At 34.9% G+C, this 13462-nt stretch carries 16 protein-coding genes; 11 read left to right on the top strand and 5 right to left on the bottom strand.

Annotated elements, in window-relative coordinates:
* The first annotated feature begins 1 nt into the window (after window position 1).
* From BN990_RS10725 to BN990_RS22580, 8 genes are all read left to right on the top strand, one after another.
* A complete protein-coding gene (locus BN990_RS10725; RefSeq protein WP_021291394.1) occupies window positions 2-1255 on the top strand; it encodes a methionine gamma-lyase family protein in 1254 nt (417 codons plus the stop codon).
* Between the two features lie 133 nt (window positions 1256-1388).
* The gene (locus BN990_RS10720; RefSeq protein WP_031335552.1) at window positions 1389-1763 is read left to right on the top strand and encodes a MerR family transcriptional regulator; all 375 of its coding nucleotides are present in this window, start codon (window positions 1389-1391) and stop codon (window positions 1761-1763) included.
* 89 nt (window positions 1764-1852) lie between these two features.
* Window positions 1853-3190 (top strand): type I glutamate--ammonia ligase, encoded by a 1338-nt coding sequence (glnA, locus tag BN990_RS10715; protein ID WP_021291392.1) that lies wholly within the window; start codon window positions 1853-1855, stop codon window positions 3188-3190.
* A gap of 303 nt (window positions 3191-3493) precedes the next feature.
* On the top strand, window positions 3494-3979 hold the full coding sequence (locus BN990_RS10710; protein ID WP_038244037.1) for a GNAT family N-acetyltransferase: 486 nt from the start codon (window positions 3494-3496) through the stop codon (window positions 3977-3979).
* A 93-nt stretch (window positions 3980-4072) separates the two neighbouring features.
* Window positions 4073-4513 carry a cell wall hydrolase gene (locus BN990_RS10705; protein ID WP_021291389.1) on the top strand — a complete coding sequence of 147 codons (441 nt, stop codon included), beginning with the start codon at window positions 4073-4075 and terminating at the stop codon, window positions 4511-4513.
* Window positions 4514-4689: 176 nt separating this feature from the next.
* Entirely contained in the window at window positions 4690-5322 is a 633-nt protein-coding gene (locus tag BN990_RS10700) for a DUF421 domain-containing protein (protein ID WP_021291388.1), read from the top strand.
* 533 nt (window positions 5323-5855) lie between these two features.
* Window positions 5856-6425 (top strand): nucleotidyltransferase domain-containing protein, encoded by a 570-nt coding sequence (locus tag BN990_RS10695; protein WP_021291387.1) that lies wholly within the window; start codon window positions 5856-5858, stop codon window positions 6423-6425.
* Window positions 6426-6598: 173 nt separating this feature from the next.
* Window positions 6599-6754, top strand: coding sequence for a VOC family protein (locus BN990_RS22580; protein WP_148530699.1), 156 nt, complete (start codon window positions 6599-6601; stop codon window positions 6752-6754).
* A gap of 176 nt (window positions 6755-6930) precedes the next feature.
* Here BN990_RS22580 and BN990_RS10690 read toward each other — a convergent pair whose 3' ends face one another.
* Window positions 6931-7851, bottom strand: a complete 921-nt coding sequence (locus tag BN990_RS10690) for a DMT family transporter (RefSeq protein ID WP_369759890.1) — start codon at window positions 7849-7851, stop codon at window positions 6931-6933.
* A 138-nt stretch (window positions 7852-7989) separates the two neighbouring features.
* Between BN990_RS10690 and pdxR the strand changes: the two genes are divergently transcribed.
* Both pdxR and BN990_RS10680 read left to right on the top strand, forming a co-directional pair.
* Window positions 7990-9396 carry a MocR-like pyridoxine biosynthesis transcription factor PdxR gene (pdxR, locus tag BN990_RS10685; RefSeq protein ID WP_021291385.1) on the top strand — a complete coding sequence of 469 codons (1407 nt, stop codon included), beginning with the start codon at window positions 7990-7992 and terminating at the stop codon, window positions 9394-9396.
* Window positions 9397-9712: 316 nt separating this feature from the next.
* On the top strand, window positions 9713-10063 hold the full coding sequence (locus BN990_RS10680; RefSeq protein WP_038244034.1) for a DUF2200 domain-containing protein: 351 nt from the start codon (window positions 9713-9715) through the stop codon (window positions 10061-10063).
* Between the two features lie 579 nt (window positions 10064-10642).
* Here the strand turns inward: BN990_RS10680 and BN990_RS10675 are convergent.
* Window positions 10643-11257, bottom strand: a complete 615-nt coding sequence (locus BN990_RS10675) for a hypothetical protein (protein WP_021291383.1) — start codon at window positions 11255-11257, stop codon at window positions 10643-10645.
* A gap of 248 nt (window positions 11258-11505) precedes the next feature.
* Between BN990_RS10675 and BN990_RS10670 the strand changes: the two genes are divergently transcribed.
* Window positions 11506-12366: a manganese catalase gene (locus tag BN990_RS10670; RefSeq protein WP_021291382.1), complete on the top strand. Its 861-nt coding sequence runs from the start codon at window positions 11506-11508 to the stop codon at window positions 12364-12366.
* 10 nt (window positions 12367-12376) lie between these two features.
* Here the strand turns inward: BN990_RS10670 and BN990_RS10665 are convergent, their stop codons facing one another.
* The 3 genes from BN990_RS10665 to BN990_RS10655 form a co-directional block, all read right to left on the bottom strand.
* Window positions 12377-12586 (bottom strand): hypothetical protein, encoded by a 210-nt coding sequence (locus tag BN990_RS10665; RefSeq protein ID WP_222860451.1) that lies wholly within the window; start codon window positions 12584-12586, stop codon window positions 12377-12379.
* Window positions 12587-12756: 170 nt separating this feature from the next.
* The gene (locus tag BN990_RS10660) at window positions 12757-13056 is read right to left on the bottom strand and encodes a hypothetical protein (protein WP_021291380.1); all 300 of its coding nucleotides are present in this window, start codon (window positions 13054-13056) and stop codon (window positions 12757-12759) included.
* Between the two features lie 64 nt (window positions 13057-13120).
* Window positions 13121-13420, bottom strand: coding sequence for a hypothetical protein (locus BN990_RS10655; RefSeq protein WP_038244028.1), 300 nt, complete (start codon window positions 13418-13420; stop codon window positions 13121-13123).
* Between the last annotated feature and the right edge of the window lie 42 nt (window positions 13421-13462).

Genomic DNA, 13462 nt, shown 5'->3' with positions numbered 1-13462 from the left:
AATGATAGAACGATTCATAGAACAAGCAGAAATAGATTGTAAAGCACAGCACGAACGAATAACAGCCACAGTAGAGAAAAACCAACGAAAGGTACTACAAGCTTTTAAAACCTATCGAGTCAGTGATTCTCACTTTCAATCGACAAGTGGTTACGGTTATGACGATCTTGGTAGGGAAGTATTGGAAAGCATCTATGCCGAAGTTTTTGGTGGCGAAGATGCGCTCGTACGTCCTCAAATCGTATCAGGCACCCACGCAATCACAACCGCTTTATTTGGCGTTTTACGTCCTGATGATGAATTACTGTATATTACTGGAAAGCCTTATGATACATTAGAAGAAGTAATTGGAATTAGAGGCGAAAATACAGGATCGTTACGAGATTTTCGAATCGATTATAAGCACGTAGAATTAAAACGAGATGGGATAATCGACTTTCTCGGTGTTAAGCAAGCAATAACAAAAAACACAAAGATGATCGGTATTCAACGATCCAAGGGGTATGATGATCGCCCTTCATTTACCATCGATGAAATACAAGAGATGGTCCAATTTATTAAAGGAATTGATGAACAGTTAATTGTTTTTGTGGACAATTGTTATGGTGAATTTGTTGAAGATAAGGAACCCTTACATATAGGGGCAGATCTAATAGCAGGATCACTTATCAAGAATCCCGGCGGAGGTTTAGTTAGAGCTGGTGGCTATATTGCTGGTCGTAAAGATCTTATTGAACAATGCGCCAACCGACTAACAGCACCTGGCCTAGGGAAGGAAACAGGAGCAACCTTACATACACTCCAAGAAATGTTTCAAGGATTTTTCTTTGCCCCCCATGTAGTTGGAGAAGCATTGAAGGGCGCAATATTTACAGCGCGAATTATGGAGCTGACTGGATACAAAACGACGCCAGCTTATTCGGAAAAGCGCACCGATTTAATTCAATCGGTTACCTTTAATGACCGTGAACAAATGATTGCCTTTTGTCAGGCTATTCAAGAATATTCTCCTGTAAATTCCTATGTGAAGCCATATCCAAGTCCAATGCCGGGATACGAAGATGAGGTGATCATGGCAGCAGGTACATTTATCCAGGGAGCTAGTATTGAATTATCAGCGGACGGGCCATTACGTACTCCTTATATTGCTTTTGTTCAAGGTGGGTTGACCTATGCGCACGTAAAAATTGCTGTAACGGAATCATTAAAAAAGTTGATAGAACAAGGTTATTCCTATATAAATGAGGGTATATAGACAAAAGAGCGGTTCACGCTCTTTTTATGTAAGAAAACCTAACATTTTATTGACATGTTATTTTACATAACATATAATGGTAGTGAATTAAATATGAGGGGGTCATGAATTGAATGATCAAGATCGCCGTTCAATGCCCTTATTTGGAATTGGAATTGTCATAAAATTAACAGAATTGACTGCTAGGCAAATAAGGTATTATGAAGAGCATGCGTTAATACATCCAGAACGGACCAGTGGAAATCAACGTCTATTTTCATTTAATGATGTAGATAAGCTGCTTGAAATTAAGGATTTATTGGATAAGGGTTTGAATATTGCTGGAATTAAGCTCCTACTTAGTGGGGAAGAAGAAAAAAGGGTACTAGGCAATAAATCGTCTGAATCATCCGATTTATCCGACAAAGAATTACGAAGAATCTTGCGAAACGAGCTAAAAGAGCCAGGGAGATACGGTAAGACAAATTTGCGTCAAGGCGAACTCTCCAGATTTTTCATTAATCATTAGTGACGTTTAGGAAAACAAAGATGTTTAACTTGAATTTTTATAGACCTGTTTTTCTATTCAAATAAATAAAGTTCATAGGAGGAGAAACAATGGGAAAGAGCTTAACGAAAGAAGAAATATTACAACGAATTAAAGAGGAGAATGTTCGATTTATTCGTTTACAATTCACGGATATGTTAGGAACAATTAAGAATGTTGAAATCCCTCTAAGTCAGTTGGATAAAGCACTAGATAACAAAATGATGTTTGACGGATCTTCGATTGAAGGGTTTGTACGTATTGAAGAGTCAGATATGTACTTATATCCAGACCTAGATACGTTTGTTGTATTCCCTTGGACCTCAGAAAAAGGAAAAGTAGCACGTTTTATTTGTGATATTTATAAACCTGATGGTACACCATTTGAAGGCGACCCGAGATACAATCTAAAAAGAAATCTTCAAAAGATGGAAGAGCTAGGATTTGATGCGTTTAATATTGGTACAGAACCAGAATTCTTCTTGTTTAAACTAGATGAAAAAGGCGATCCTTCTCTTGAATTAAATGACCATGGTGGATATTTTGATTTAGCTCCAACTGATCTAGGTGAAAACTGCCGAAGAGATATCGTTTTAGAGTTAGAAGAAATGGGCTTTGAAATTGAAGCATCACATCACGAAGTAGCACCTGGACAACATGAAATTGACTTTAAATATTCCGATGCAGTAAAACATGCAGATGATATTCAAACATTCAAATTAGTAGTTAAAACAATTGCTAGAAAGCATAATTTACACGCAACCTTTATGCCAAAACCATTATTTGGTGTTAATGGATCAGGAATGCATGTAAACATGTCTCTATTTAAAAATGGCGAGAACGCATTTTATGATACAAAAGGAGATATGGAATTAAGCGAAACAGCATATCAATTTATTGCTGGAGTAATCAAACATGCGAATAGCTTTACAGCTGTGACAAACCCAACGGTAAATTCCTATAAACGTTTAGTGCCAGGTTATGAAGCACCTAGTTATATTGCATGGTCTGGTTCCAACCGCAGTTGCCTCATGCGTATCCCGAATTCTCGTGGTGTAAGTACGCGTGTAGAAGCTCGTAGTGTCGATCCATCAGCCAACCCGTACTTAGCGCTTTCTTCTTTATTAGCTGCTGGCTTAGATGGTATTGAGAAGTCTATGACTCCGCCTGCTGCAGTTGATCGTAACATCTATGTGATGACAAGAGAAGAACGTGAAGAAATCGGTATTCAAGACTTACCTAGCACCCTTGCAGATGCCTTAGAAGAATTGAAGAAAAACCAAGTTATTGTGAATTCACTTGGTGAACATTTATTTGAACATTTTGTAGAAGCAAAAGAAATCGAATGGGATATGTTTAAGACACAAGTTCATCCTTGGGAAAGAGAACAGTACTTGAGCACGTACTAAGACTAGCCTCATAGTGGTGTTTAAGCGAGTTGTTATCTTCGTCTGATTAAGGTTTCTACTTCCCTGGAAAACTACAAGATAATAATATTTTAAAAATATCGCCCATTAAGCTTTCTGTTGGGCGATATTTTTTTGCGATTTTTTTGGAAACATGAGCGGTAAACATCGGAGGTTATTTTCATGCTTCCACTGTAAAAAGAATAATTTTATGAAGGTAAAGCAGCGTATCTTTGCTTAGGAAGCTAAAAAAAACGATCCCTAAGCGTTGTAAAAGTAACGATTTTTTATAGGTGGTTAATGTATATGATTTCATTTGTTAAAAATGATAAGAATAAAATAGAAATAGAAAAGAAAATCTTCAATTCAAATATGGAATATAATTTAATCGCATTCAGTAAAAAACAATTAAAAACAAAAGACATTTTAGACCAGTACTCTGAATCAAAAAAGTTAAAAACAGAAAGATACTTAGTAAAGAAAGATGGTATTTATATCGGTATATTAGAATACGGGATGGTAAGCCCCCGTACAAGAAAACCTTGGTTAAGCTTGCTAATTATTGATAAACAGTACCATAGAGAAGGGCTGGCAAAAGAGGCTTATAACACTTTTGAAAACCAAATGAAGGATAGACAAATTGATCGTATTCAAATTGCAGTCCACGCTGTAAATAAAAAAGCATTCGTTTTTTGGACAAAGTTAGGGTTTAAAACATACGATCAAAGAATGCTTGAAGGTCATCAATTCTACAGTTTAGAAAAACAATTAAACTCCACTGAAATGAAATGAACTACTGGTTAAAGATAAGAAATATACAAAATACTTCATAATTAATGACTTTAATGCATGTTCAATTCATACAATGCTTTTGAGGTGAGAAAAATGCCAAGAATTAATTACAAAGATTCAGATGTTGCCTTAATGGCAAGGATGATGCGAGCAGAAGCCGAAGGTGAAGGAAAACAAGGTATGTTGTATGTTGGGAATGTCATTGTTAATCGTGCGATAGCGGATTGCTTAGACTTTAAAGATGTGAGAAACATTCGCGATGTCATTTTTCAGGTACAAGGCGGTAATTATTCTTTTGAAGCAGTTCAAAAAGGCAACTTATTTTATAACAGAGCACGATCTACTGAAAAAAGATTAGCTAAAAAGAATTTAGATTATTGGAGACAACATCCCGGGAAATATGCTCTGTGGTATTTCAACCCATATGCTCCATGTCCTCCGACATGGTATGATCAACCCTTTTCTGGACAATTTAAAAACCATTGTTATTACGAACCAGCAGCCGGATCCTGTGACAGTGTTTATAGTGGTTAAACATGCTTTTTATACTTGCACCCCCATAAGGTAGTGTGAAACCTACTTTTTTGGGGGTTTTACATGTACCCATTTACTAAGGAGTCATTTTCAATAAAACCCTCATTAAGCATAAAACTAAACTAAATGAACAAATTATTATATAAATCATTCACTAAGCGAACTAGGAGATTTATATGGAAGAAATAATTGCTACTTTGTTCCGTACACCACTGATGTTTCTGATTATTCTTCTCTTTTTTAGATTAACCGGAAAGAAAGACGTTGGTGAGGTCAGTGTCTTAGAAATTGCCATAACATTAATGGTCACAGATTTAGCCGTGATTATTATTGAAGATACGGAATTATCTATCTTAAATGGTCTCGTCCCCATCGTAATTCTAATTATCATTCAATATATACTCTCGTATGTTACATTAAAAAATCAAAAGACACGGGATATTATGGATGGCAGACCTTCCTTAATTATAGAAAATGGTCGATGTAACCAAGTTGAAATGAAAAAAATCGGGTACACCCTTGATGACCTATATACTGAACTTAGGAATAATAACATTGCTGATATTTCAAAAGTTCAGTTTGCAGTACTTGAATCTTCCGGAGACTTAAATGTTTTTGATGATCAAACCAAATTTAGTCTACCTTTAATACTTGACGGTGTGGTTCAGACAGAACAAGTTAAAATAATGGGAGTGAACGAAATGTGGTTAATCCAACAGTTAGAACAGAAAGGGTACACAGATTTATCATCTATTTTTATTTGCAGTTACACAGGTGGGAATCTATACATTGAGGAGAAACAAAAATAGTTGGTAATAAGAACAAAGTGAAGGGAACTAAGCGAATAAATTCTTTAAATAATTGGCCGCTTTTCTCTCTGACCCTTAGAGGGATTTTGGATGAAAAATGCTACATTCTATAATAATTGTACAGTAATCAAGTAGACAATATGCGGGTGAAAAAAATGACATCTATATTTTAGCATTCAATATAAAGATTTTTGTTTGAAAATTTTGTCAAAACGATGCTTGTAGAAGAGGATACTTTTACGAATTAACAAGAAGAAAAATGGCGGCTTCCATAATTTAAATTTTAGGAAGCGTACATTAGGAGATGTTCAACTTAAGATATTTTATTTTCCATATTAAATAGCTAATATGTGAGGTTCTTTAATATAGCCGGCATATTTATATAACCTAAATATGCGTTTTTACTCTTAACTTTTAAAAATAATACTTTATTCAATATGAGCGCAATTAGTAACAATATTAATATAGCTAAGCTTATTTGCTTTTTATTCTGCAAAGTTATGGAAGATCATTTCTAAATGAGGAGATTTTATATGCCGTTTGAACAATGTAAGCACATAAAAACCGTAATGTCAGGTTTCAGCAAAAATTGGTTCTTTGTAGGTGGTTGGGCAATTGATCTTTTTCTAGGAAAAGAAACTAGAGTTCACCATGATATTGAGATTGGTATATTTAGAGAAGATCAAATTGAATTGAAACATTTTCTAAGCAGCTGGGAATTTAAAAAAGTTGTACATCGTGAATTTATACCTTGGTACAACGAATATTTAGTATTACCTGTTCATGAAATACATGCTATAAATAAAATGGATAAGCATGAATTAGAAATTCTCTTAAACGAGTCTGACACCGTTAATTGGAGGTTTAGAAGAGATTTAAGAATTTTATATCCTTTAAAATCCGTGTTGAAGTATTCTGAAACAGGCTTACCTTATTTGGCTCCGGAAATAGTTTTATTATATAAGGTAAGAAACACAAGAGAAAAAGACCATATTGATTTTTTATCTGTTAAAGATATTCTTCACGCTAAGCAGAAGTATTGGCTCCGAGAAGCAATAGAAATGCATGAACCAAAGCATGAATGGCTCCAACTATTAGGTTAGATATATTTCAAAAACGGATGTATTTCTGGAGGAAGGATATGCTTTAGTATTGTTGAAACGGGAAAAATTACGGAATAACTCTAAAAAAGTAAGGTCTCCTAGGATGTTGTTAATTATGATGGACTTAAAGAAGAATTCTTGAAGAACAAATTAGAAGGGAAAATGAAATATGAATGTTCTTTTTAGATTATTTGTATGTAAAGGACATTGAGGAATCTTTGAGATTTTATCAAGACATTATCGGGTTAAAATTATACGGTAGAAATGAACGGTGTGGGCGTTTTAAATATGATTGTTTTTCATTATTAATTACTTCTGATTCAAACTAGAGGATTAAACCGCTATTCGAAAGAATAGATACAGCATGAATTGAGCAAGATCTAAGGATTCTACAAGAAGGTCTTGATGACCAATAAGTTATTCCAGAAACGGGGGCTTTAATTAAAGAGAAGATAGAAAAAGGGCTTGGTTCTGTGAAACGCAAGCCCTCTTTCTATCTTTTATTTCATAGTATACAATCAACAGATTTAGTAGAGGTAGGTTGATTATTCTGCTGCTTTTTTATGTTTGACAAAATGACTCCAACTAACGTGATAAGTCCACCAATTAATGTATAAGTAGTTGGAAGTTCTTCAAGCCAGATCCATGCTATAAGAAAAGTAATAGCAGGGGTTAAATAAAGTGCACTTGTTGCTTCTGATGCTCCAGTTCGTGAGGTAATATACGCTAGAGTAAAGTAAGGAATAACGGTTGGGAAAACGCCTAGATAAATCACTGTTAGTGTTATATCTATGGGCGCATGAATAACTGCCTCTCCAAGACCTGGAGAAAATATCATCATGAAAATCGTACCTGACCAAATCGTGTACATCGTAAAAGCAATAAAACCGTATTTTTTTAGATAAGTATTTTGAAAAACAAAGTAAATACTTTCTGAAAGGGATGCAACTAAAACTAGAATAATTCCGATATTTAAAGAAAAATTTTCAGTTGTCCCAGCTAAAGAAATAAACGCAACACCACAAAATCCAGTCAACGAACCTATCCATCCCAAAAATCCAAACTTTTCACGGAAAAAGAGAAAAGCCAACAAAGCTGTGAATATAGGTGTTGTTGACACCAATAAACTAGCAACTCCTGCACTAACTGTTTGTTCTCCATAATTTAGTGCTGTCTGATAGGCTGAAAAGCCTAAAAAACCAAGTAATAAAATTATTGGAACATCGTTTCGTTCTGGTAAACGAATTCCTTGAATAACTGCTACAAGAACCAATGTTAATGATCCAATTAATAGTCGTAAAAGGGATAAATGTTCAGGTGAATAAGCAGTCAATGCAGCTCTTATCCCAGGGAATGCTGACGCCCATAATATATTTGTAAGCAAATGAGCAGAAGTGAGTTTAAAATTTATAGATTTTGTCATCAATACACCTCATCTTATATTTTAATCCAACCAGTTAATTCAGATATTTCTCATCTTAATATCACTTTGGTAAAATGTCTTCAACAGGTTAAACAGAAAAATACCAACCAATTTTAACTGGATTACGAAAAAGGAGTACTAATGAAAAAGCCAAAATACCAATTGATTGTTGATTTTATAAAAGAAAAAATTTCCAAGGGTGAGTGGGCGATAGGCGGTCGGATACCAAGTCAACGTCATCTAGCAAGAATGTTTGATGTCAATCGAAGTACAGTCATAACAGCACTAGAAGAACTAATGGCAGACGGACTGATAGAAGGAAAAACAGGAAAGGGGACTGTCGTAATCAATAACACGTGGACGTTGATGGGAAACCGAACCTCAACCAATTGGAATGAAAATGTCACATTAGGTATTCATAAACCGAGTGTTTCGACGGTACAGGAGATCAATAAAGCTGAATCTAATAATAATTTGATTCAATTAAGTAAAGGAGAATTATCTCCAGAGATGTTTCCTTTAGAAGAAATGAGGTCCATTGTACAAAGGGTTTCGAATCAACTGACACCCTTTGGGTATGAAGAACCAAAAGGAAATATAAAGTTACGCCAAGCAATTAGTAATTATCTAAAAATGAGAGGAATGGACATTTCCCCCTCATCCATTCTTGTGGTTTCAGGTGCACTTCAAGCTTTACAGCTTATTTCAATAGGACTTCTACAAAGAGGGTCAACTGTATTTTTAGAAGTGCCATCGTACCTTTATTCGTTGACTGTTTTTCAATCTGTGGGTATGGAGTTGAAGGGATTACCAATGGATAAGGAAGGGATTAAGGTGGATTCAATTTATCAGACAAAGGAAAGAGGAAAGAGTATTTTATATACTATTCCAACCTTTCATAATCCAACAGGTACGTTAATGCAGAAGAAAAGAAGGGAGGAACTCATTAAATACTGTGAAAGAGAACAACTTCCCATTATTGAAGATGATGTGTATCGTGATTTATGGATGGATTCCTCACCGCCAGAATCATTGAAATCAATGGATTGTCATGGGAATGTATTATATCTAGGGAGTTTGTCAAAAACATTGAGTCCTGGTTTGCGAATTGGTTGGATAGTTGGTTCAGAATCAGTTATTAACCGATTAGCTGATTTAAAAATGCAGTCGGATTATGGATCAAGTACGTTGTCTCAGCACGTTGCAACAGAGTGGTTATCTAGTGGATTATATGATCAACATCTTGAAACTGTAAGAGAACAGCTTAAAGTTCGAAGAGGTACGGCTTTAGAAGCTTTGAACAAACATTTAAGGTCTTATGCTACATGGGATATCCCAACAGGTGGGTTCTTCATTTGGATTAAAATAAAACCTATGTTTAAAGTGAAAAGACTGTTTGATAAAGCATTATCCAAAGGTCTGCTTCTTAATCCTGGTAGTATTTATGCAGAACACTCAGGACAGTTTATACGATTGTCCTTTGGGTTTGCTTCGCTAGATGAAATTAGAATAGGTATATTTCAGTTAAGTCAAATCATTAAAAACTAATAAGGACTTGGAGAGAATAGAAGAAATAGTTGGTGTAATAATAGAATTTGGTATGTTGACAGTACAATTCAATGAAGGAGGGCTTTAGCGAAATAGCCTTTTCTTTTAGAATAATGATCCTCTTGAATCATTACATTTAAGGATTTTAGTAGTTGATAAGAGAGGTTGTATCTATCCAGAGCTATAGTTTTTATAAAAAATGCATTAAAAAAGAGTAGAACAATTAATATTTAGGACAAGTATCAGACACTGTGTTAGGTGTTGCCTGATTAGTTTTGTGATAAAATGAAGAAAACCATAAACGAGGATGTGTATCATGACGAAACATCGGATTTATACAATGAGTTTCGCAAGTGTCTATCCGCATTATGTTACAAAGGCGGAGAAAAAAGGAAGGACGAAAGCAGAAGTCGATGAAATCATCCGTTGGTTGACAGGATATAGCCAGGGAGAGTTAGAAGCGCAACTGGAAAAGCAGATAAGCTTTGAAAACTTTTTTGCGGAAGCTCCTCAACTGAATGCTTCTCGAACTTTAATCAAAGGTGTAATTTGCGGTGTTCGAGTGGAAGACATTGAAGAATCAACAATGCAGGAAATTCGCTATTTAGATAAACTGATCGATGAATTAGCGAAAGGTAAAGCGATGGAGAAGATTTTACGAAACTAATGATAAACCAGAGATCACTGATTCTGTAATAGAAATAGAAAGAAGCGGTGTTTTTTTTGCGGATTAGATGTGAAGGGTACAAAAAAGCGTATATTGAACTGCCACACCCTCAACACAGAATTCTTTAGACGTAAGAGCCGATGGAAGACAAAATCTTACATATAGGTTACAAATTATGGTGTAAGTAGCATCTATTCTAAATAATAGTTTCGACAATCGATTTAAAACAGTTTTGTTGAAAGAAGCTGTTAATCCTAGTAATTAATAAAAGTGGTGAAAGTTTGAAACCAGTACCATGTATTATATCGGTTTTTCTTTGCATTTTCGTAGCATTTTTAAATTTTTCAGGACAGCATTATATATACGGCATCTCTATGGCTGTTACTTCTTTGTTTACCCTAAAGGAATTAATAAAGCTATCAACTAACAAAAATAGCAAACCATATTAGGGACAAACATTGGAAAAGAATTACCTTTTTTGATCTAGCTATAGATAATACAATTGTAGGTTAGAACTAGCAGGTAGTGTTACGGTAAAACGCGTTTAAAATATAGGATTTCAGAAAAAACGACAACCCTCTATTTCTCTCTATTAGTAATGGGTTCTGCTATAAGATTTGATAATGAATGTTCTGCATTCCTATTTCCATTTCGCGCTTCGATTTTAAATAGATAGACCATAATGCCACGAGGAACAATACCAATTAGTAACATGGAAATAAAATCAAGGGTTGTCGCAGATGGTTTTAAGTAGGCAAAAGCATTTATGTTCACTAAGACATAATTGTAGTATCCAAATATAAGTAAAACGGAAAAACCTATATATATAAGTAGAAATTTTTTCCATGAAGATGAGAATTGATATATTAACATAGTAATTAAGGGGACATCTGTAAAGACATCTCCGAAAAAATCTGGTTTAACAGGAGACAAAGTTATATAACTCGCCCAGTAACCAAAGTAATCTCCAATTGAATGATAAACTATAAATAACACGGACACGAAAGAACCAAAAAGGAGTATCTCTATTAATCGCTGTTTGTCCACAAAGTAAAAAAATAAGACATAACAAACAAGTACTAAAATGACAATTAAAAACCACTGAAGGGAAAATAATTCCTGATTAAGCCATTTATTTAAGTCTAAGTTGTTCAATTCTTTAGATTTTTGAAGTATTTCTTCATTGGTAACCATATGAATCTCCCTCATAAGCAAAGTTGTTTTTATTATTGTCAAGTCCTTTATATGTATTCAAAGTAAATCGAAGGTTTTTAAATTAGATTGCCATCTTATTGACAGGCGAATTACTCAGTTCAAAGGAAGAGTATTAGGTCAGACGATGGTGAAAAATTGATTTATATAAATAACACATAAGACAACTATTATACGACATATTGTAAGTTGGAAGTATAATGACAATTTACAATAAGGGAGTGTACCGCATGTTTTATCATGTGAAGGAATTACAATACCATGCTAAACCAGATCGACCTGATCCTGTATATGCCAAGAAACTGCAGGAAATTTTAGGAGGGCAGTTTGGCGAAATTTCGGTTATGATGCAATACTTATTTCAAGGCTGGAATACAAGAGGGGATGGGAAGTATAAAGATTTATTAATGGATACAGGAACGGAAGAAATTGCTCATGTTGAGATGATTGCAACCATGATAGCTAGGTTATTAGATGGTGCTCCAGATGTAGAATTGGAAGATGCAGTGAAAGATCCGGTAGTTGCTGCGATTATAGGTGGAACGAATCCGCAGCAAGCTATTGTTTCTGGGTTAGGTGCTATGCCTGTAGATAGTGTAGGAAACCGATGGACGGCTAGTTATGTAGCGGCAAGTGGAAACTTGTTAGCTGATTTCAGAGCAAATCTAAATGCAGAATCTCAAGGCCGCCTGCAAGTAGCTCGACTATATGAAATGACGAATGATGCTGGTGTTCGTGATATGCTCTCCTGGTTGTTAGCCCGCGATACGATGCATCAAAATCAATGGTATGCAGCTATATGTGAATTGGAAGAAAAAGAAAACATTGTAGTACCAAGCACGTTTCCTAGAGAATTAGAGAAACAACAAGTTTCCTATACGCTATTTAATCTATCTCAGGGAGACGCAAGCGCCGAGGGACGCTGGGCTCATGGCCCGAGTATGGACGGATATGGTACATTCAACTACGTAGATCGACCAATTGCTTTTGGAGGAGTACCTCATTTAGAACCAGCACCACCATATATTTACGATACACCGCTGTGGGCGCTTCGTAAATCTGATGATCCGCCCGGACCAAGTATGAAATAATAGTTTTTCATCATTTCCAAAGATACCAATTTTCTTCTTTTTTTATTTTATATAATTCACCTATTCTTTCTTCCACGAATCCTTTTTCTTTTAAACATTTTAAATAATAGGCAATATGATGTCGATCCTCATTGCTTTGTACATCATCTATTGCAATAAATTTGGGATAATTCTTGTTTAGTTCAATAAGTAAGCTGATCTCAATTAAAGAACATTTCATATGTATAGCATTTTTTAAATATCTTTCCATCATTTAATCACTCTCTTACGATGTAAATACCAAGTAATTATAGCAAAGTGGCTGCATATAAAATAGCTATATAACCTATTTTTTACAAAAATTTAAAAGTGTAGATATATGTAGAAATTAAGAAGGGAGCCTTCTTAATTTCATCGATTTGTTTGATTTGGTCGGATGATATCATTAACTTCTTTGACAGATGGTTTTTTTCTTTTAGAAATTAAATCGTCTAGCTTCTTCACAGCATCATCAAACTCACGATCGGATATCTGCTTTGAAGCTAACATTGAGCAAAGCATAGCATAAGCCATCGGTGTTGTATCTACAATTACATTTACATCTACATCGGAATTACCGCTGTGTCTTACGGTAGATTTGTTTGAAATTTGATTATCGGAGTGACCATTTTCATTCGGCCGGATTGGAAATAAATTGTTTGCTCTTGGCAATGAGTTTCCCTCACTTTCTAAATAAAGGTAGTGGGATATGAGACATATCCCACTTTCTTAATGCTTAATAGTCACATTTCTTCTTTTTCTTCTTCTTCTTTCTATCTGAATCACCAGCTTCGGATTCTTCATCAGAATCTGAACCACATTTCACATAGGAATTACCGCTATTAGAGACTTTTGCAAAGTTAAAATTACGATTTTTGTTCTTTAAATCGTTGTCGTTATCATTGTCGTTATCGTTTTCGTTAAAGAAGAATTCTCCGTCGAAGCTATCACCATTAGCATCAGTTACACCTTCTACATCGTCATTAGAGTTGTCAAAAACGCGGTTGTTTCTTCCACAGTTATGCTTTCTCCACATATCATCTTTTCCTCCTTTTCATTGAGATAATGCTATTATATT

Source organism: Virgibacillus salexigens (assembly GCF_000723585.1).
In the GTDB taxonomy this organism is placed as follows: domain Bacteria; phylum Bacillota; class Bacilli; order Bacillales; family Amphibacillaceae; genus Virgibacillus; species Virgibacillus salexigens.
The sequence above is the reverse complement of the archived record's forward strand: the minus strand, read 5'-3'. Positions and strand labels throughout refer to the sequence as shown.